The 18,044-nt window shown below is 61.1% G+C and carries 20 protein-coding genes; 8 read left to right on the forward strand and 12 right to left on the reverse strand.

Going from position 1 to position 18,044, the window contains the following annotated elements:
• Nucleotides 1–1,149 (reverse strand): aldehyde ferredoxin oxidoreductase N-terminal domain-containing protein (locus tag PGX04_RS01195; RefSeq protein WP_273736839.1); only part of this gene is annotated, 1,149 nt, incomplete at its 3' end.
• A 159-nt stretch (nucleotides 1,150–1,308) separates the two neighbouring features.
• Between PGX04_RS01195 and PGX04_RS01200 the strand changes: the two genes are divergently transcribed.
• Nucleotides 1,309–2,055 carry an enoyl-CoA hydratase/isomerase family protein gene (locus PGX04_RS01200; protein WP_273736840.1) on the forward strand — a complete coding sequence of 249 codons (747 nt, stop codon included), beginning with the start codon at nucleotides 1,309–1,311 and terminating at the stop codon, nucleotides 2,053–2,055.
• A gap of 198 nt (nucleotides 2,056–2,253) precedes the next feature.
• Here PGX04_RS01200 and PGX04_RS01205 read toward each other — a convergent pair whose 3' ends face one another.
• Nucleotides 2,254–2,724 (reverse strand): MaoC family dehydratase, encoded by a 471-nt coding sequence (locus tag PGX04_RS01205; RefSeq protein WP_273736841.1) that lies wholly within the window; start codon nucleotides 2,722–2,724, stop codon nucleotides 2,254–2,256.
• 209 nt (nucleotides 2,725–2,933) lie between these two features.
• On the opposite strand from PGX04_RS01205, the gene PGX04_RS01210 reads away from it, so the two are divergent.
• From PGX04_RS01210 to PGX04_RS01225, 4 genes are read left to right on the forward strand one after another with little or no spacing between them, the layout of a single operon-like run.
• Entirely contained in the window at nucleotides 2,934–3,431 is a 498-nt protein-coding gene (locus PGX04_RS01210) for a hypothetical protein (RefSeq protein WP_273736842.1), read from the forward strand.
• Nucleotides 3,428–4,921 (forward strand): UbiD family decarboxylase, encoded by a 1,494-nt coding sequence (locus PGX04_RS01215; protein WP_273736843.1) that lies wholly within the window; start codon nucleotides 3,428–3,430, stop codon nucleotides 4,919–4,921. The genes PGX04_RS01210 and PGX04_RS01215 overlap by 4 nt, the downstream gene beginning before the upstream one ends.
• Nucleotides 4,921–6,348 carry a UbiD family decarboxylase gene (locus tag PGX04_RS01220; RefSeq protein WP_273736844.1) on the forward strand — a complete coding sequence of 476 codons (1,428 nt, stop codon included), beginning with the start codon at nucleotides 4,921–4,923 and terminating at the stop codon, nucleotides 6,346–6,348. The genes PGX04_RS01215 and PGX04_RS01220 overlap by 1 nt, the downstream gene beginning before the upstream one ends.
• Nucleotides 6,341–7,312, forward strand: a complete 972-nt coding sequence (locus PGX04_RS01225; RefSeq protein ID WP_273736845.1) for an MBL fold metallo-hydrolase — start codon at nucleotides 6,341–6,343, stop codon at nucleotides 7,310–7,312. The genes PGX04_RS01220 and PGX04_RS01225 overlap by 8 nt, the downstream gene beginning before the upstream one ends.
• 173 nt (nucleotides 7,313–7,485) lie before the next feature.
• Here the strand turns inward: PGX04_RS01225 and PGX04_RS01230 are convergent, their stop codons facing one another.
• The 6 genes from PGX04_RS01230 to PGX04_RS01255 form a co-directional block, all read right to left on the reverse strand.
• Nucleotides 7,486–8,328: an enoyl-CoA hydratase/isomerase family protein gene (locus tag PGX04_RS01230; RefSeq protein WP_273736846.1), complete on the reverse strand. Its 843-nt coding sequence runs from the start codon at nucleotides 8,326–8,328 to the stop codon at nucleotides 7,486–7,488.
• A gap of 126 nt (nucleotides 8,329–8,454) precedes the next feature.
• The gene (locus PGX04_RS01235) at nucleotides 8,455–8,631 is read right to left on the reverse strand and encodes a PaaD-like zinc ribbon domain-containing protein (RefSeq protein WP_273736847.1); all 177 of its coding nucleotides are present in this window, start codon (nucleotides 8,629–8,631) and stop codon (nucleotides 8,455–8,457) included.
• 5 nt (nucleotides 8,632–8,636) lie between these two features.
• Entirely contained in the window at nucleotides 8,637–9,401 is a 765-nt protein-coding gene (locus tag PGX04_RS01240; protein WP_273736848.1) for a Phenylacetic acid catabolic protein, read from the reverse strand.
• Nucleotides 9,394–9,516 (reverse strand): hypothetical protein, encoded by a 123-nt coding sequence (locus tag PGX04_RS34060; RefSeq protein ID WP_337959438.1) that lies wholly within the window; start codon nucleotides 9,514–9,516, stop codon nucleotides 9,394–9,396. The genes PGX04_RS01240 and PGX04_RS34060 overlap by 8 nt, the downstream gene beginning before the upstream one ends.
• Before the next feature lie 95 nt (nucleotides 9,517–9,611).
• Nucleotides 9,612–10,007, reverse strand: coding sequence for a metal-sulfur cluster assembly factor (locus PGX04_RS01250; protein WP_273736850.1), 396 nt, complete (start codon nucleotides 10,005–10,007; stop codon nucleotides 9,612–9,614).
• A gap of 1 nt (nucleotide 10,008) precedes the next feature.
• Nucleotides 10,009–10,929 carry a Phenylacetic acid catabolic protein gene (locus tag PGX04_RS01255; protein ID WP_273736851.1) on the reverse strand — a complete coding sequence of 307 codons (921 nt, stop codon included), beginning with the start codon at nucleotides 10,927–10,929 and terminating at the stop codon, nucleotides 10,009–10,011.
• A gap of 380 nt (nucleotides 10,930–11,309) precedes the next feature.
• On the opposite strand from PGX04_RS01255, the gene PGX04_RS01260 reads away from it, so the two are divergent.
• Together PGX04_RS01260 and PGX04_RS01265 are read left to right on the forward strand one after the other, a co-directional pair.
• Entirely contained in the window at nucleotides 11,310–11,807 is a 498-nt protein-coding gene (locus tag PGX04_RS01260) for a GNAT family N-acetyltransferase (protein ID WP_273736852.1), read from the forward strand.
• Between the two features lie 3 nt (nucleotides 11,808–11,810).
• Complete coding sequence (locus tag PGX04_RS01265) at nucleotides 11,811–12,095, forward strand: 2Fe-2S iron-sulfur cluster-binding protein (RefSeq protein WP_273736853.1); 285 nt, start codon at nucleotides 11,811–11,813, stop codon at nucleotides 12,093–12,095.
• Nucleotides 12,096–12,847: 752 nt separating this feature from the next.
• On the opposite strand, the gene PGX04_RS01270 is transcribed toward PGX04_RS01265, so the two are convergent.
• From PGX04_RS01270 to PGX04_RS01285, 4 genes are all read right to left on the reverse strand, one after another.
• Entirely contained in the window at nucleotides 12,848–14,479 is a 1,632-nt protein-coding gene (locus PGX04_RS01270) for an acetate--CoA ligase (protein WP_273736854.1), read from the reverse strand.
• Nucleotides 14,480–14,595: 116 nt separating this feature from the next.
• On the reverse strand, nucleotides 14,596–14,934 hold the full coding sequence (locus tag PGX04_RS01275; RefSeq protein WP_273736855.1) for a helix-turn-helix domain-containing protein: 339 nt from the start codon (nucleotides 14,932–14,934) through the stop codon (nucleotides 14,596–14,598).
• 53 nt (nucleotides 14,935–14,987) lie between these two features.
• Nucleotides 14,988–15,761 carry a CoA-transferase subunit beta gene (locus tag PGX04_RS01280; protein ID WP_273736856.1) on the reverse strand — a complete coding sequence of 258 codons (774 nt, stop codon included), beginning with the start codon at nucleotides 15,759–15,761 and terminating at the stop codon, nucleotides 14,988–14,990.
• Complete coding sequence (locus PGX04_RS01285; RefSeq protein WP_273736857.1) at nucleotides 15,751–16,644, reverse strand: CoA transferase subunit A; 894 nt, start codon at nucleotides 16,642–16,644, stop codon at nucleotides 15,751–15,753. The genes PGX04_RS01280 and PGX04_RS01285 overlap by 11 nt, the downstream gene beginning before the upstream one ends.
• A gap of 113 nt (nucleotides 16,645–16,757) precedes the next feature.
• On the opposite strand from PGX04_RS01285, the gene PGX04_RS01290 reads away from it, so the two are divergent.
• On the forward strand, nucleotides 16,758–18,011 hold the full coding sequence (locus PGX04_RS01290) for an ABC transporter substrate-binding protein (RefSeq protein ID WP_273736858.1): 1,254 nt from the start codon (nucleotides 16,758–16,760) through the stop codon (nucleotides 18,009–18,011).
• The last annotated feature ends 33 nt before the right edge of the window (nucleotides 18,012–18,044 follow it).

The following is an 18,044-nucleotide window of genomic DNA, read 5'->3' on the forward strand; positions in this document are numbered from 1 at the left end:
GTCGGCCAGCGTGTCGGCGATCGGGCCATCTCGCGTCGCGATCCGTTCGATCAGCGCCGCGGCGGCGTCGACGTCGCCGAACGAGAGATCGAGGTCCACGTGGCCCGCGTCGGCCGCACGGATCGCCCATGCGACGGCGTTTCCGACGCTGATCACGTCCGTTCCGAGCCGATCACAGAGCGAACCGAGCCTCGCGACATCCGCGAAGTCGTCGATACCGAGCCCCGCACCGAGAGTCATTGCCGTCCCGCCCCGCGGAACGGTATCGCCGTCGTCGGTTTCGACGCGGAACCCGCCGGGATGGTCGCCGTCGGGATACTCCCGCTCGAGGGCGGACTCCGTAGCGGCTTCGACGCCGATCGCGTCGCTCTCGTCGAACCCCATCTCTTGCCAGCCTCGAGTCGCGAGCAGCCCGGTCTCGTCGGCGAAGTCGAGGCTCTCGATCGTCGCCCCTGCACGCAGCCAGCGGCCGGTCTCGTGTTCCTGATAGGCCTCGGCGTACTCTCGGTGGAGTCTCGCAAGCTCTCCCGTCGGTTGAATCGGTTTCCCGCGGACGACGATCGCCTTCAGGTTTTTCGACCCCATCACGGCGCCTGCGCCGCCTCGACCGGCGTGGTGATCGCCAGCGTCGGACGCGATCGTCGCGTACCTGACCATCGCTTCGCCCGCCGGGCCGATACACGCGACCGCGGCGTCGGGAAACGCATCTCCGACGGCATCGGTCTCAATACCGGCGATATCGTTTGCATCGACGATCTCGACCCCGTTCTCGTCTATTCGAATCGAAACTGGTGAGTTGGCCCGTCCCGTCACGAGGATCCCGAGACAGTTCGGACGGGCACCCGCGAGACGAACGGGGAACTGTCCGCCGGCGTAAGAGTCGAGAAAACCGCCGGTGAGCGGCGATTTCGTGACCGCGGCGTACCGCGTTTCGCCGGGAAGATAGCCGGAGAGCGGTCCGAGCATGAAGCCGAGGACGTTTGCCGGGCCCAGGGGATCCGTGTTCGCCTCGAGGTCCTCGTACAGGTAGCGAGCGCCGAGCCCTTTCCCGCCGAGGAACTGCCGTCGCCAGCGCTCCGGAACGCGCTCGCGACGGACCGTCCGCGTCGAGAGGTCGACCCGGATGACGTGATCCCGAATCTGTGTCACACTGCGTACTGGATCTTCACCGAATAAACATGTTCTGCCTCGATACCGAAGCCGCCCGATCGGAGACTCCAAAATCGTGCGTATGACGCGGCGTTGACGACGCGTCCGAGAGTGGTACCGTCTAGCAAAATTTAACAGCAGCGGCGGAATTGGTAGCGTATGATCGTCGAAGACGAGAACGGCGTGCGGACGGTCACGTTCGACCGGCCGGAATCACTGAACGCGTTTACGGTCGATGCGGCCAAATCGTTAGCCGACGCCATCGATGGGGTCGATCCTGACGGGTACGACGCGATCGTTCTCACCGGTGAGGGCGATGCGTTTAGTGCCGGCGGTGACCTCGAGGCGATGGCCGAACGCGACGAGACGCCGAAAGAATCACTCGACCGACTCAGCGAGACGCTCGGCCGAGTGGTCGAAGCGGCACTCACGTCTGAAGTCCCGATCGTCGCGAAAGTCAACGGCGACGCCGTCGGTGCCGGGCTCGCGGTAACCGCCGTCTGCGACTTCGCGTACGCCGCCGATTCCGCGTCGTTTAGCTGTGCGTTCGCTCGAGTCGGGCTCGTGCCGGATACCGGTGGAACGTTCCTGCTCCCGCAGCTCATCGGCCTCCGAACCGCCAAACGGCTGGCGTTGACCGCCGAATTCATTTCCGCGGCCGACGCCGCGGATATCGGGCTGATAAACGAGGCCGTCCCGGACGACGACCTCGAGGCGGCCGTCGACGACCTCCTCGAGACGCTTCGAAAGCGGCCGACGGCGACGCTGGGACTGACGAAACGTGCAATCCACGAAAACATGGGTCGGTACTGGCGGGAGGCGCTCGACCACGAGCTCCTCACGCAATCGCTCGCGTACGGCACGCCGGAGCACGAAGACGGCGTGAACGCGTTCCTGGAGCGGTGATATCGAGACGGCTGCCGGCCGCCCGTCGACTCGAGGCTGTGCTCGATACTCCGGCGAGTCGATCCGACTGGTCGCTGTGAGACGACCGACGGTCGACAGCACCCGCGACGGAATTCCACGCCGTCGTCGGTACCCGATCGATCCAAACCGATCGCCCCAGCTCCCGAGTCGGGAGCGATCGAATCCGTTCAACTGGCTTCACTCCACCGAACTGCGCCGTTCGACTAGCTCGTGGTTCTCGAGCGAGAGCACTTCGTTCCCGGACTGATTGGTTACCGAGATCTGCTCGCGGATGATACCGGTGTTTGGATCGCTCTCGGAGGGTCGCGTTTCGGTAACCGTGGTCGTCACTGCCAGGGTGTCGCCCGGACGGACCGGCTCGTGCCATCGGACGTCGTCGATACCGAGTCCGGCGACGACGGCCCGCTTGCTTCGAGCTTCCTCAACAAGCAGCCGAACCGAAAGGGACAGCGTGTGGTAGCCGCTCGCGATGAGGCCGCCGTACTGGCTCTCCGACGCGGCAGCCGGATCAGTATGCATCTCGAGCGGGTCGAATTGCTCCGCGAAGTCGACGATATCGTCCGCGGATACGGTGATCTCGCCGCACTCTATCGTCGTTTGCGCGTCGATATCCTCGAGGTAGCGCACCCCCTGGTCAGTATCGGACATACGTCCGGGTAACCACGCCGGCCAAATCCCTTTTGCTATTCGACGGACACGTCGGAGACGAGAAACACATCCGCTGCTAGTCGGGCTGAACGGTGATTTCGATTGGTGTGACACAATCGTCTCAGTACTACTCTCGAAACACGCAAAACCTGTCGAATGTATTAGATAGGGTTTTTATTTGGAGGACATCCCAATGGTCGACAATGGGCATGGCAGGGAAATATATCACGTCCGAAAGCAACCTACCGGACGATCCGGAGGGGGAAGAGATCCAGTTACAGGTGAGTGACGAAGAGACGAAAGAAATCTTCGATATCCGTGCCAGGATCGATCGGAATCCGGACAACCTCACCGATCCGGACACGCTAACCGTCGTCAAGGGACCGCACGAGAACACCGAAGAGGAGTGGTATCTCGATGTCCTCGAGACGGATAACGGCGATCCCATCGACACCGAGTTATTGGAATCGACGATGACGGCACTCGAGGACCAATCGACCGTCATCAACACGCGCTCGAAGGAAGTAAAGACGCTGCTCCAGTATCTCACGGAGAAGGGGGAGTACGAGTCAGTCTCCGAGGCGAGTCGGACCATCATGCTCGAGTATCTCTCCGACACGCATCCAGAACTCGTCAGCGAGTACATCGATCTCAAAGTGGAGTCTGAGCGCAGCGAACTGGCCGGCGAGTTACACGATCAGCAATGACGATCAGCAGCCTCCGCCAGTATCTCCAGACGCTCGAATCGCAGGACGATCTCCATCGAATTACTGAGCCCGTTTCGTGGAATCTGGAAGCCAGCGCGGTCACGACGCTGTTGAACGAAGAAGACAGTCAGGTGCCGCTGTTCGAAAACGTCGAATCGGCGCGGCTCGTTGGCGATCCGTACCGGGGGTCCCAGCGCAGGCCCTGGGATCGGATCGCGCTCGGACTGGGACTGCCGCCGGACCTCTCGTACAGAGAGTACTACGAATCGGTGATCGAGCGGTTAAAGAATCCGATCGAACCGGAGACCGTTTCCGCGGATGACGCGCCCTGTAAGGACGTCGTGCAGACGGGTGACGACGTGGACTTACTGGATTTCCCGTGGCCGTACATTCACGCAGGCGACGGCGGACGGTATTCGAATCTCCACACGCTCATCGCGCCGGACCCCGATTCCGAGTGGGTCGACTGGTCGTACCATCGATCGATGATCCACGATAGCGAGACGAGTAGCGTCCTCCTACTGGCGGGCGAGCAAACGCCGAATCTGTACTACTACAAGTACGAGCGGCGCAACGAGCCGATGCCGGTCGCGATCGCGGTCGGGGTTGAGCCCGCCGTTCAGTACACCTCCGTGATGTGGATACCGACGGGGCGGAACGAGGCGGAGTACGCGGGCGGACTGAAACAGGAACCGGTTGAACTCGTTCCCTGTGAAACGAATGACCTGCTGGTCCCGTCGACGGCTGAACTCGTTATCGAAGGCGAAATACTCCCCAACGAGCGTCGCGACGAAGGACCGTTCGGCGACTATTTCGGCTACATGCACGGTCCCAGACGGTCGATGCCGCTCTTTCGAGCGACGGGCATCACCCATCAGGAGGATCCGATACTCCCCTTCTGTGTCGAGGGGACCGGCGTGGGGCATTCGGAGAACGCGACCAGTTCAATGGAAATCGGGTGTGTCGGTCCCGATGCGACGCTCGGACTGCGGACGGCCGGATTCGACGTCGAGTGCTGTGCCCCCTGGAAGTCGACGCCGAGGACGGTCTACGCCATCTCGACCGAACGGACCAACCCGAGCTACCTGCACGATATGGCGAACTTCATCTTCACGACGTGGGGAATGCTCCACGTCGACTTCTTCGTCTTCGTCGACGACGACGTCAACCCGCTCAATCAGCGGGAGGTGCTCGAGTCGCTCGCGTTGCACGCGGATCCCGATACGGACTTCCACCAGTTCGGTGTCGAAACGATGCCGAAGGTCCCGCTGAATATCTATCAGACGCCGACCGAGAAGGGCGACGTTCAGACCGGAACGTCGAAAGCGAAGACGGCGAAGGCGTACATCGACGCAACGAGTTCGGACACGGTGGAGAAAAAACGGACATCGGATGATGTCGAACGGAAGTATCGGGCGCAGCAGATACTCGAGCGGGCGGGCGTGGAGTCGGACGAGTTCCCGTTCATCGATCCGGGGGAGGAAGCGTAATGGCAGCAGTACGACGCCACCTCGATCGACTCCGTGAAACGGACGGGCTGATTACTGTGACGGAGCACGTCCACTGGGACGGGATGGTCGCCGAGGTCGCGAGCGAAGCGATACGACACAACTGCCCCGTCACGCTGTTCGAGAACACGGCCGGAGCGGTTCGGCCGGCGAGTGGAATCTACGGTGGCCCCGATCAGTTCGCCAGTATCGACCAGCAACCGTGGCAGCGGATCTCGCAGGCGCTCGATCTCGGGACGGACTGCTCGTACGGGACGCTGATCGAACGGCTGGCGCGGTGGGAATCGACTTCCGTCGACGATCAGTTGACCGACGAGGCGGCGTCGACCGTTCGCGACGACACTGATCTGTACTCCCTCGGACTACCGACGACCAGTACCGGGACGCCGCTCGTTTCGCTCGGTCTCCTCATCGTCGAGAAAGACGGTGTCACGACCTGGGCACCGATCAGAGGCGAGGCACAGCGGAGCACGAAGTTGCGACTGTCCGTCCCGCAGTCAGTTGCCGAGTGGTGTCCGCCACAGGCGGACGTGAGCGTCGTTCTCGGCGTCTCAGTTGCACCCCTCATCGCGGCACTTCAGGGATGGACACAAGTTCAGACGACGCCCGCTGTTCCGGAGTTGGCGGCGGGATTGGCCGACGTCTCGATGACCGAAGTCGGATCACGGACCGTCCCGGCGGACGCCGAAGTTCGCATCGACGGGCGACTGAACGTCGTCGAAACGGAACCCGAGACCGACGAACACGACCAAAAAGCGGCGTGGGAACTGGCGTGTGAGACGGCGACTGTCGACATCGAAACCGAAGAGATCGCTCACCGCGAGCAACCGATCGTCCCGTTCACACCGCTCGACGAGCCGTTAACCGACGACCTGCACCTCATGAGCCTCGTCGAAACGGCGAAACTCTTTCGCAGGGTGAACAACTACTGGGGCGTCTCCCCGGTCAAGTGGATCCAAATTCCGGTCGAAGGCCGACTCGGCCTGTGTATCGTATCGAGTGAAATCCTGTACGCGGGGTTCGAATGGCAACTCGCGAACACGCTCTTCTCGTTCTCGAATCTGTTCGACAAGGTGCTCGTGTTGGACGAGCAGGCCGATCCGACGAACCTCGCTCGAGCGATCGACGACATGTGGGTCAAGGCCCATCCGGCCAACGACTGGACGTTCAGCGAACCGAACGCGTCGAACGCGACTGCACCGTTCTACCGGTCCGACGATACGAACGGCTCCCGACTGTATATCAACGCCACGTGGGATCCGCGATGGGACGAGGAGTATATCGCTCCGCGGGTCACCTTCGAGACGGCGTTTTCGGCGAGCATTCTCGAGTCGCTCGTCGAGCGATGGGACGAACTCGGACTCGACGACCTGCTCGGCGACCAACGGGTGAGCGACCTCCATGAGTGAGTCGATCCGCCTCTCGGTCGGCGAGGGGACGCTAGAGGGGACGAACAGCGCGTACGTCCTTCCGGAGCGCGGCGTCGTCATCGATCCCGGACCGCCATCCGCTTCGGCGTGGACAGCACTTCGAGACGGGATCACTGACGCCGGCCTCGCCCTCGAGGGGATCGACCACGTCATCGTCACGCACTGGCATATCGATCACGCCGGCCTGGCGTGTCGCCTCGCGGAGCGCGCCGATGCGTCGCTACACGTCCACCGGAACGATGCACCGCTGGTCGGTTCGTACGCGACCGCCCGAGACGAGCGGCTTCGTCGCGATCGACGGACACTCGCACGGTGGGGGCTTCCGACGTCGATTCGGGCCGACGTTATCGATCGCGACACCCCGTCCCCGCTTCCCGACTCGTTTCCGGTCGCTCGGCGCGAAGACGGCGACGTCGTCGCCGGCGTCGAATTCGTCCACACGCCGGGGCACACGAGCGGGCACGTCTCGCTGAAAACGGACGCGGACGTATTCCTCGGCGATCTCCTGTTACCGACTTACACGCCGAACGTCGGCGGGAGTGATACCCGGCTTCGCGATCCGCTCGGCCAGTACCTCTCGTCGGTGACCCGCCTTGAATCGACGCGGGAGTGCGGGAATCCGGGACACGGCACCGAAATGTGTATTCCGGACGCCAGCGACGGCGTGAGACGCCACCACCGGGAACGAGCCGAGGCGGCGTTTCGAGCGATCTCGAGTGCGGAATCGGCAGCGAGCACCCCGTGGGAGGTCGCGAAACGATTGTTCGGAGAGATGACGGGGGTTCACGCGAAGTTCGGCGCGGGTGAGGCGGCCGCGCATCTTCAGCGACTCACTGCAGTCGGGATCGTCGAGCGCCTCGATGGGGAGACGGTTCGATACCGTCCCGTGGCTGATTCGTACCCGGCCGACGTTCCGTTGACGCCGTCGTTCAGATCGGCGTGAGTCAGCGTTCGCTCGAGGGACCGAGACGCCGGTCAGGGTTCGGATTCGTCCGTCGATCGGCGATCTGCAAATAGAATAGCGGAGGCGAATCGTGCCGCGGTCTCCCAACGGCGAACCGGCCGGACTGCAACGGTCATGGCTGACGTGAAACCCGGCCTCGGGTGATTGATCCGTTACTCGTCAGCGCCCGGCTCTTTCTCCCCGAGTTCGACGCCCAGGAAGTCCGGCTCGCGGTCGTTGAGGAACGCGCTGACGCCCTCTTTCGCGACATCGGATCCGAGCAGTCGGTTCTGCAGTTCTCGCTCGTGGACCAGCGCGTCCTGCAGTGGCATCTCGAGCCCTTCGTTGACTGCCAGCTTGTTGTTGCCGACCGCGACGCTCGGCTTCTGGACAATCTCTTCGGCGAATTCGAAGGCGGCGTCTTCGATCTCTTCCGGCGCGAAGATCTTGTCGAAGATGCCCTTCTCGGTCGCCTCTTCCGGAGTGAACGTCTCGCCGGTGAGCATCATCTCGAGCGCCTCGGAGCGGTCGATGTATCGGGGGAGCAGCTGGGTCCCCGCCTCGCCGGCGATGAGGCCGAGGCTGATTTCGGGCATTCCGATGTTGTAGCTCTCGTCGTTGCCGATGTATCGGAAGTCACAGGCGAGCGCGAGCTCGAGCCCGCCGCCCATGCAGTGCCCGTTGACCATCGCGATGAAGATGGTGTCTGTCGAACGGATCTTCATCATGACCTCCTTGCTCGTCTGGCTCGCGTAGCCGACCTGACGGCCGGATTCGTCGTTCAGTTCCTGAATGTCGAACCCGGTCGAGAAGAACGTGTCGTTCTCGCTCCCGAAGAGCACGGCCCGGACGTTCTCGTCGAATCGGATGGACTCGACGGCGCGCTGGAGTTCGAGCAGGACGTCGATATCGTGTGCGTTCGCCGGTGGCCGGTCGAGCCGGAGCACACCGACGTGGCTGTCTACTTCCGTCGTGAAGAACTCTAGTTCAAGCTCATCGAACGGTCGGAGTTGCATACAGGACGATAATCGATATCCGACTATAAGAAGCTTTCCGAATTGTCCCCAAATCGGCGGAGAGAGACGGTGAGTATACCGAATGCTATGGGACCGGGGGCGTACTATGGGTCAGTGACGGATCGGTTATCGACCGGTGTCCGGGTTCGAACCGTCGTACTTGATCCGTTCGAACACCGTGTTACAGCTGTTACAGTAGTACTGCGTCTTCGAAATCTCGCTTCCGAAGGCAGACTCCTGCTTCGTGTCCGTCGACTCACAGAACGGGCACACCGCGGTCGGCTCCGGGGTTTGATTGTTCATTGCGGTCAGTTCATCGCGAACAGTTCGTTCTCCTCGCCACGAAGCTGTCTGGCGTCGTTCTCACTGATCGAGTCGGTACCGACGCGTCGGCGCGTTTCGTCCCACTCGTCGAGTGCAGGAGCGTCCCAGTCGACGCCCTCGAGCGAGACGTCCGTGTCCGCGAACAGGTCGCGGTAGTGCTGGATGTACGACTCGCGGATTTCGGCGATCGGCCGATCCGTGAAGCCGGCATCGAACAGCGGATCCGCATCCTCGTCGTACGCCACTGGACCGATGAGCGCGAGCGCCTGGGGCAACGTCTGTTCGAGGGTCTGCTGGATCGTTTCGGGATCCTCCTCGGCGAGGGTCTCGAGCCGAGCGTCGTGATACTCGAGGTGGAAGTACTCGTCTTCGCCCATCTTGGTAATCAGCCCGTCCATATCGTCCCGGTCGATCGCATCGAGCAGATACCACGCTGCGCGATCCGCAGGGGCGACCGAGGCGATGTACGACGGCCACTCGCCGTCGAGACGATCGAGACACGCGGCGTTGGCGAACTCGTCCAGTTCTCGTGCGCCGTTGAGCCAGTCGGCGTCTCGACCCTGCGCTTCCAGTTCGCGCATGAGCTGGCGTACGTGGCCGATCTCCTCCTGTGCGGCGCTCGCACCGCCGATATCGTCCTCGAGCGACGGGCCCGAGAGACTCCACTCAGCGTACCGGTGGCCGAGTATGAGCTTCGTATCGGTGATCGCCTGCACGTAGTCGACCGCGGGCTCGGGCCACTCACTCACTGGTCGCCACCTCGAGTTGCGGTTTGGAGCCACCGGTCACTTCCAGGACGTTCTCTTCGTTGACGACGATGAGTCGGTCCCAATCTTCCTCGTCGAACGTGTTGTGTGCGTACATCTTCGCTAATCTATCCGACTTCGCAGTGACAGTACCGATATGGATAGTATCGTCACCTTGGTTGACTCGTGCGAATACTTCGTATTTCATGGTGGTTAGAGACTAATTCCGGACTCGTTCATCTTCTCTCGGACCTCCTGGGTGAGAAAGTCTTTGGACCAGACGGGGTCCCAGACGACATCGACCTCAACCTCGTCGACGCCCTCGGTCACTGCCAGACAGCTTTCGATATCGTTGTGGATCATGTCGTAGGCCGGACAGCCCATACACGGGAACGACATCTCGACGGTGACGTGACCGTCGTCTGCGTCGACGCCGTAAATCATGGCCATCTCAACGAGGCTGACCGGGATGTGGGGGTCGGGAATCTCGTCGAGGATGTCCCACAGTTCCTGTTCGAACGGCGATGCATCGGCCCGTCGTTGCTCGACGAACTCGCTACTCAGGGATGCATCCGTCGATCCGTTGGTCTCCGAGCGTGCACTCGACATGTTAGACCTCGACGTCGACTGTTCCGGACTGGATCATGTTGACGTACTTCTCGTTCGCCGGGCCCCGGGACCGCCATCGGTCCATGACGTCCGACCACGAGATCGATTCGTCGAACCGCCACTCCTTGTTGTCCGCATCGAACGCGACGGGCAGGTCGTACTCGAGGACGTACTCGTCTTGCTCCTCGTCGTAGTGGGCGGGTACGTCGAGGTCGAGCTCGTTCATGAGCGGGAGCGTCCGCGAGAGCCAGTCCTGGCGAAGTTCGTCGTTGGACTTGCCCTTGATTCGATACTCGAGCTGGTCGTCGTGTTTCTTCTTGTCGTCGGGCATCCCGAACCACTCGACACCCATCGGGAACATCCAATCGACCGCTTCCTGCAGCTGTGCTCTCGTTTTCTCGCTGTTGTTCGCGAGCCGGCGCATCCACGTCTCCCCGTGACGGAGGTGGAACTGCTCTTCCTTGCTCACTTTCGTGAGCGCTCGCTTCCAGGGCGCGTACGAAGTGTTCTCGTGAATGTCGCTGAGGAGAACGATACCCGCTCGGTCGAACATTCCGTGAGCCGACACCAGTTCGGCGAAGTTCTCGAGGTGCTGATCGAAGCCGTAGGTGTTCCGGAACTCGTGGGGTTCGCGCTCGTAGATCAGTTCCTTCCGGTCCTCGCCCAGATCCTCGAGTAGGCGGTAGGCGATGTGACCGTGGCCGAGTTCGTCCTGAATGACGCTGATACACGACGCGCGTGCGTCGAGCGACGGGGCGTTGAGCGACTGATCGTAGTACGCCGGGGCACTCATCAGCTCCGTGTCACCCGAGACAACCAGAATCTGTTTGAGGGCCTTCTTGTAGCCGTCGGTCATCTCTTCGGTCAATTCGATCATCTTCCCGTTCTGCAGGTCTTCTTTAAATTGCTTCTCTGTGGGCATAGCTCTGATCTTCCAGTAGGTCCTTTCCACTCCAAGGTTATAATTGTTTTCTGTATACGCTTCGTGTATTTACCGCCCGGGTTACCGATGCTCATCTCCGAAAACGGAGCGGTATTCCTGCCAGATACGTCTCGTCGGAGTATTCCCAGCTGAACAGTCCTGTTTCCCGCCCCGATGGAGCATCGATAGAGCGTCAGTTCACGATGTTGTCCGACGATCTCTCCCGCCTCGGGATGCGAACGTCTGAGTCATGGCGTGCGTGACGTATGTTATCTCCTCGCTCGCACGGCCGAACTATCGGCGCTATCCCGGCCAAGCTGTCAGCAGAACGACTCGACTTACCGGTGCATTTTTTGGTAATCCAACTCTGATGGTACTGTATGACGTACGAGATACGAGAGGCGACCCTCGATGACGGTGACGAACTGCTGGAACTGTGGCACGGATTTACGGATCACCTCTCGAAACACGACGATCGGTACGAACACAAGGAGAGCGCCGACGATCGCTGGCTGCAATACTTCGAAAATCAGCTTATCGACTCGAAATACGGGACCGTGATCGTCGCCGAAGATGAGGCGTCCGACGAACTCGTGGGCGTTCTCGAGGCGCGTATCATGGGCAACCATCCGATCTTCCGACTTCAGGATCACGGCTACATCAACGGTCACTTCGTCGCGGAAGAGCACCGAGGCAACGGCGTCGGCAGTGCGTTGCTGGACGAAGTCCATAACTGGTTCACCGAATCATCGAAGGACATCGACTTCTACCGCGTCGATGTGATCCACGGCGACGAGTACTCCGAAACGTTCTACGAGACGAACGACTTTGAACCGGTCGAACACGTGTTCGAACGGTCCACCGACCAGGAGCAGTGAGCGATGGTCGAAAGTTACACCGTCGAGTTTGTCGACGAGGGACGGGAGATCGAAGTGCCGGCCAACAAACCGATTCTCGAGGCCGCAGAAGAAGCGGGCCTGACCCCGCCCTATCAGTGTCGAATGGGCGTCTGCGGGGTCTGCTGTGCCATGATCGTCGAGGACGGCGAAGTCGATCAGACGGAAGGGATGTTCCTCTCCGACAACGAGAAGGAGGAGGGATATGTCCTGAACTGTATCGCGAAGCCGCGGTCGGATCTTCGCATCCGAACGGACGAAAGCCCCTGAGCTAGCGCGATCCGGATACAACTCGTTTTCCGCTCACCGATACGGTCCGATCACTCAGTCGTCGTGGAATTACTGGACTCGATCGCGAAGACGCGGCCAGCCTGCGCTCGAGCGTGGGATCTCTTTCAGCGATGTCCCACTGGAAGGGGCACTGTGAAGGCGATCACGAAATCGTGATCGTCGCCGTCAATGACGGGTATGTCCGAGCGACATCTCTCGGAAGAGGACTAGGTGACAACATATCGCCGGTTCGTTCACACAGCATGTATACGTTAAACGTATACTCCGCCTAGCTCACTCACAACATCGAATTACAATCGTGTCGATGTAATTGTGGGTGCGACAGGTCTCCGCTCTCTCCTCGCCGTAATCGCTCCGGTCAGCCCGTATGGGTTACATCCCTATGTTTGTAACTCCTAATGAGTCCGTTCCGCATCACTGCAGCAGGTTACGAACGAGATCCGTGATTCGTTCGGTACGTGACCTGTGCGCCCACGGTGGAGAGAGAAGGAGCCGATAGAGCAGTATACACTCCCCGTAAACGTCCCAGGTATACGACTCATGATAACACATGTCATTCCCTATAACTCACGCCGAGCACAACAGTTTGGACTGGCGGTTTGGCAGAATCACTGCTCCCATGCGAAACAACGGTCAACCGACACGGATCGGGCACGAGTCGGCCACGGAGGCTCCCACCGAAACGATTGCGAACGATCGACGCAAAGCGACTCTTTTGACAGGCGCTCCTATCAGTGCTCCTGCTCTCGCAGTTCCGTCCGGCGGATCTTCCCGGTCTCCGTTCGAGGGAGGTTCTCCGAGAACTCGACCTCTCGTGGGTACTTGTACGGTGCAAGCGTGTTCTTCACGTGATTTTGCAGTTCAGTAACGAGTTCATCGCTGGCCGAGGCATCGTCTCGGAGGACGACAAACGCCTTCACGACTTCCCCGCGCTGGTCGTCCGGACTGCCAACGACGGCGACCTCGGAGACCGATTCGTGTTCTTCGATGACCGCCTCGACCTCGGGGCCGGGAATGTTGTAGCCGCTCGAGATGATGAGGTCGTCGCTCCGGGACTTGTATTCCAGCCGTCCGTCCTCGCGCTGAACGAAGATATCGCCGGGGATCGACCAGCCGTCTTCGTTTACCTCGATTTGCTTTTCCGGCCGGTCCCAGTACGCGATTCCGGTCGGACCGCGAACGGCGAGGAGTCCCGGTTCACCCCGCTCGAGGTCCTCACCGGTGTCCGGATCGATGATCTTGCACTCGTATCCGGGGACCGGGAAGCCGGTGGCACTCGGATCGATCTCCTCGTCGTGACGGTGACTGATGAAGATGTGGAGCATCTCCGTCGTTCCGATCCCGTCGAGCAGGTCGATGCCGTATTCGGATTTGAAGTTCTCGAACGTCGTGGGCGTCAACGGCTCACCCGCGCTGAGTCCGAGCCGAAGCGACGAGACGTCGTACTCCTCGGGCCCGTCCGGATGTCGAGAGAGGATCTGGTTGAATCCCGTCGGGATTGAACAGAGGACCGAAACTCCGTGGGTATCGACCGCTTCGAGCAGGTCCGCGGGTTCGGCGTCCTCGACGAGGCTCGTACTCGCGCCGAATCGGAGCGGGAACGTCACGAGGTCACCGTATCCGTACGCGAAGGGAAGCGGCGGATTGCCGCCGAACACGTCGTCTTCGGTCGGCTCGAGGCAGTACCGGGCGTACGAGTCGGCCGTCGCCAGTACGTTCCGGTGGGTGTGAATTGCCCCTTTCGGTCGACCCGTCGTCCCGCTCGTATACAGCATTAACGCGAGATCGTCGCGAGCGGTCTCGGACGCCTCGAGTTCGTCGCTGGCATCGTCGAGCAGTTCGTCGTAGCTGTGATAGCTGTGATCGATCCCGTTGCGTTCGGCGACGACGATATCGTCGACGGTCTCCAAGTCAGGTAATGCGTTCTCGACTTCGTCGAGGAGATCGTCGTAGACGATGACGGCCGACGCTTCGGCGTTGTTGATGATGTACTCGAGTTCCTTCGCTCGCAGTAGCTTCATCGATGGGAGGGCGACGCCACCGATCTTCTGGACTGCGAGACACGAAACGATCGCCTCCGGCCGGTTGGGGAATCGAACGACGACCCGATCGCCGGCTCCGACGCCCAGATCGTGAAGCGCGTTCCCCATTCTGTTCACTTGCTCCTGTAACTCCTCGTAGGTTAGCGTCCAGTCCTCGAAGTAGATCGCGACGTTGTCGCCGCGCCCCTCGCGGACGTGCCGGTCGACCAGTTCGTCGACGACGTTGAGCTGTTCCGGATAGTGGACCTCCGGAAGCGCGTGGATGTAATCCGGAGCGTTCGAATCGTCTGGCAGATATCCCTCTGTGATACTGTCCTGCATATGGCTAATCCATCATAGCTTTAAATTATATACCTATCGGTTCCTTCTGCCCGTATAGTGATAGAATCAATCACATATAATGGGCGGGACCGATCGATCGACGACTCGCGAGCGTCTTAGTCCTCTTGGGCTTCGAAGAGTTCGTCGGATAGCTGACGGATGGCGTCGACGATATCAGTCCCCTCGGCGAGAACGTACGTCTTCGTCTCCTCGAGGTCGTCCGTTTCAGTGATGACGCCGACCGACGCGAGCTCGTCAGCGTGGGTTTCGACGGGCGATTCCTCGAGGCCGGTGATACGCGCGAGTTCGTTCACGGTGAAATGAGTCGTCGGGTCCGACGGTTCGGCAAGCAGTGCACTGATGAGTAGCGTCTTCGGGTGCGATCCGAAGACGTCCGTCAGGGGGACGTCCATCGCGAACGCTTCGGGGTCGTCCGGCTCGTTTCGATCAGCCATGTGTCATTCAATGAGTGAATCGAACTTAATCAGTCGGGTTGCGAGGTGCCGGGTTACGTCCAGAACCCGTCCGGATCGAACGTCCGAACCAGCTCCAGTTCCTCGTCAGTCGGCTCGGCCGTCGTCTCCACGGCACCCTCGCCGATGTCATCGGCCGTCTGTACTTCCCACGGGAAGGCCGCGAGCACGTCCGCCGTATCGGTACCGGGGTGGACGCTACGGAGATAGAGCTCGCCGCGCTCGTCGAAGCCGAACGTCGCTTTGGAAGTGACGAGCGCGCTCGGTCCGCCGCCGGGTGCGGGATGATCGTCGCGGCCGTTGCCGTCGGTGGCGTATCCGGGGCTCGTCACGTAGTTCACTTCTTCGGCGAACCGACGCGGTTCGTGTGGCATGAGCAGGACGGTCCGCTCGGCCATGCACGCGATATCGCACGCACCGCCGCTCCCCGGCAGGCGGATCTCTCGATCACCGGCCGTTACCTCGGTCGTATTCAGGTTCCCGTACCGGTCGATTTCGGCCCCCCCGAGGAAGCCGACATCGATGTCACCGCGCTGGAGACGGGACATGATATCGATCATTCCGGTCGTCGCGACGGCGCGATTTAGGTTTGGGAGATCGCACATCGTGTGAATGAACCCGTCGGCGGGCGAATCCCGCACGACGCCGCTCTCGTAGACCGCCATCGCCTCCGGCGCATGGGTGCTGACCGCGACCTGAAACGCGATCAGCGGGAGACGCATTCCGACGAACGCGGTATCGCCGTCGTCGATCTCGCGCGCAGCGGTCGTGACCATCAGTTCGCGGGCCGTGTATCGCTCACTGGCCATAGTTGACCTCCGCGGCGACGGTCGGCTCGGTGATCTCGAGATCCGATTCGACGAGCGTCGCGTACTCGTCGCGGTCGGCGACGCCGTCCACCCACTCGCTGGCCCACTCGTCGAAATCATCCTGTGTCTCCGTTCGACGGCTATACCGTAGGTAATACTCGTTGTCCCGATTGTAGTGGCCGGCCACCGGTGACGGATGCGCGCCGAACGGACACTCAACGATGCTGGTGACCTGGTCTCGAGTGATCGCGACCCTGCTCGGATCGCTCTTGAGTACGTCCGGTTCGACGATTTCCTCCGCGGTAACGAGAACGTTTTCGGCCGCGCCGACCGCGGGCTCAACGATTCCGGTGTTCCCCCACAGGTGGACGTCACCGTGTGGACTCGCCCGCTGGGCGTGGACGATCGTCCAGTCGGGCTCGATAGCCGGAACGAGCGCGATCCGGTCTCCGTCGAACGGATCGGTCGTCTCCACGAACAGATCGCTCTGCTCGAAGATATCGCTGCCGAGGAGGGACCGCGTCGGGAGGTACGGGACGCCCATCGCGCCGGCCTGTAGCGCGAGTGCGATACTGAAGTTGGAGTGATTCTCGACGCTGATCTCCCCGCTCTCGACGGCTTCCCGAAACCGGTATCCGGTCCCGGCGCTGACGTTTCCGACCCACGCGGCACGTATTTCGGAGATCGCGCCGCCGCCGATCAGTTGATCGAAGAGGAGGTCGCTAATCGGACCGATCATCGTCAGGTCGTCGATCCCCTGCCGGAGCAGTTCGTGTCCCGCTGCGAACGGGATCGAGTGTTCCAGCGCGAGGCCAGCGGCGATCGAGCTTCCGGCGTCGATACGAGAGACTGCAACGTCAAGCGGTTCCGTGCTTACACCCATACAGCCCCGAATCGTGAGGGGCATATATAAAACCTAGTTCCGTCAGGACACGAATCCACCGTCCACGGCATATGACCGGAATTTATATATATGGTAATACTCCACAGGTGTGTATGGTTCGCAAATCCACGGGTGGGAGTACCAATCGCAGCAGTAGCGATAGAGATTCGACGCTGACACTGTCGAGGCGGCGATATCTCGCGAGCGGTGCAGCGGTCGGCGCGGGGGCAGCACTCGGCGGCTGCCTCGGGGGCGGTGAGGATACGCTGACGGTCGGCTACGCACTTCCGTTCACAGGGACGTACGCAATGCTCGGTGACAGCATCGTCAACGGGTTCGAGATGTACCTCGAGCAGAACGACGGGGAGATCGACGGGCAAGAAGTCGAAACCATCGAACGGGATACGGAAGCGGATACGAACCGAGGTGTGGACGTGACGCGGGAACTGCTCGTCGAGGAACAGGCGGACGCGATCGTCGGCCCCGTCTCCAGTGCCGTCGCAATCGCGATGATGCAAACGATCGAACGGGAAGGAAGCGCGATCTGGCTGAACGCGAACGCGGGCGACTACCGCGTGACGGAGGAAGGCTGTCTGAACTACCACTTCCGAACGTCGTTCAACGACTGGCAAACGAGCGCACCGATGGCGGAGTGGGTCTACGAGAACGTCGCCGACAATGTGTTTCTGTCGTACGCCGATTACGCGTTCGGACAGAACTCGAAGAACTTCTTCGAAGAGGCATTCACCGAGGCTGGCGGCGAGGTCGTCGGAGAAGTCGGTGCACCGCTCGGTACCAGTGATTACTCGTCGTATCTCGGCGATATCGAGAGCAGCGGTGCTGATGCGGTGTTCTCGTTCTTCGCGGGAAGTGACGCCGTCAACTACATCTCCGACTTCGCCGATTACGGGCTCAACGACGAAATGGTCCAGACCGGCAGTGGCTTCTTGCTGTCGGAAGACACGCTTCCTGCACAGGGCGAGGCGGGACTCGGAATGTACTCGTTGCTTCATTACACGCCGGCTCAAGAGGAGGACCGGAACCAGGAGTTCGTCGAGAACTACCGCAACGCGTACGATGGCTCGGCCAACGTCTACGCCTGTCAGGGGTACGATTCCGCACAGGCGTTCGCCGCTGCAATCGAAGAATCGGGCGGGTCGGATCCCGACGAGATGGCGGACGCGCTCAGCGGGATGGAGATCGATAGCCCCCGCGGGAACTTCCAGTTCAACCCCGAGACACACGAGGCGATTCAGAACATGTACGTTCGCGAAGTCGTCGAGAGCGACGGGGAAACCCCGGTCGAAAACCAGGTCGTCTCCACCATCGAACAAGTCGAAGGCCCCAGCTGGGGATGCAGCCTGTGATCAGTATGGACAGTCCAACGCCGACTCGAGTCT

Source organism: Natrinema soli, assembly GCF_028618695.1.

What these genes read in the sequence shown, in the direction of transcription:
- PGX04_RS01200 (WP_273736840.1), top strand. Translation starts at nt 1,309, where the DNA reads ATGATCGTCGAAGACGAGAACGGCGTGCGGACGGTCACGTTCGACCGG.
- PGX04_RS01205 (WP_273736841.1), bottom strand. Translation starts at nt 2,724, where the DNA reads ATGTCCGATACTGACCAGGGGGTGCGCTACCTCGAGGATATCGACGCG.
- PGX04_RS01210 (WP_273736842.1), top strand. Translation starts at nt 2,934, where the DNA reads ATGGCAGGGAAATATATCACGTCCGAAAGCAACCTACCGGACGATCCG.
- PGX04_RS01215 (WP_273736843.1), top strand. Translation starts at nt 3,428, where the DNA reads ATGACGATCAGCAGCCTCCGCCAGTATCTCCAGACGCTCGAATCGCAG.
- PGX04_RS01220 (WP_273736844.1), top strand. Translation starts at nt 4,921, where the DNA reads ATGGCAGCAGTACGACGCCACCTCGATCGACTCCGTGAAACGGACGGG.
- PGX04_RS01225 (WP_273736845.1), top strand. Translation starts at nt 6,341, where the DNA reads ATGAGTGAGTCGATCCGCCTCTCGGTCGGCGAGGGGACGCTAGAGGGG.
- PGX04_RS01230 (WP_273736846.1), bottom strand. Translation starts at nt 8,328, where the DNA reads ATGCAACTCCGACCGTTCGATGAGCTTGAACTAGAGTTCTTCACGACG.
- PGX04_RS01235 (WP_273736847.1), bottom strand. Translation starts at nt 8,631, where the DNA reads ATGAACAATCAAACCCCGGAGCCGACCGCGGTGTGCCCGTTCTGTGAG.
- PGX04_RS34060 (WP_337959438.1), bottom strand. Translation starts at nt 9,516, where the DNA reads ATGTACGCACACAACACGTTCGACGAGGAAGATTGGGACCGACTCATC.
- PGX04_RS01250 (WP_273736850.1), bottom strand. Translation starts at nt 10,007, where the DNA reads ATGTCGAGTGCACGCTCGGAGACCAACGGATCGACGGATGCATCCCTG.
- PGX04_RS01255 (WP_273736851.1), bottom strand. Translation starts at nt 10,929, where the DNA reads ATGCCCACAGAGAAGCAATTTAAAGAAGACCTGCAGAACGGGAAGATG.
- PGX04_RS01260 (WP_273736852.1), top strand. Translation starts at nt 11,310, where the DNA reads ATGACGTACGAGATACGAGAGGCGACCCTCGATGACGGTGACGAACTG.
- PGX04_RS01265 (WP_273736853.1), top strand. Translation starts at nt 11,811, where the DNA reads ATGGTCGAAAGTTACACCGTCGAGTTTGTCGACGAGGGACGGGAGATC.
- PGX04_RS01270 (WP_273736854.1), bottom strand. Translation starts at nt 14,479, where the DNA reads ATGCAGGACAGTATCACAGAGGGATATCTGCCAGACGATTCGAACGCT.
- PGX04_RS01275 (WP_273736855.1), bottom strand. Translation starts at nt 14,934, where the DNA reads ATGGCTGATCGAAACGAGCCGGACGACCCCGAAGCGTTCGCGATGGAC.
- PGX04_RS01280 (WP_273736856.1), bottom strand. Translation starts at nt 15,761, where the DNA reads ATGGCCAGTGAGCGATACACGGCCCGCGAACTGATGGTCACGACCGCT.
- PGX04_RS01285 (WP_273736857.1), bottom strand. Translation starts at nt 16,644, where the DNA reads ATGGGTGTAAGCACGGAACCGCTTGACGTTGCAGTCTCTCGTATCGAC.
- PGX04_RS01290 (WP_273736858.1), top strand. Translation starts at nt 16,758, where the DNA reads ATGGTTCGCAAATCCACGGGTGGGAGTACCAATCGCAGCAGTAGCGAT.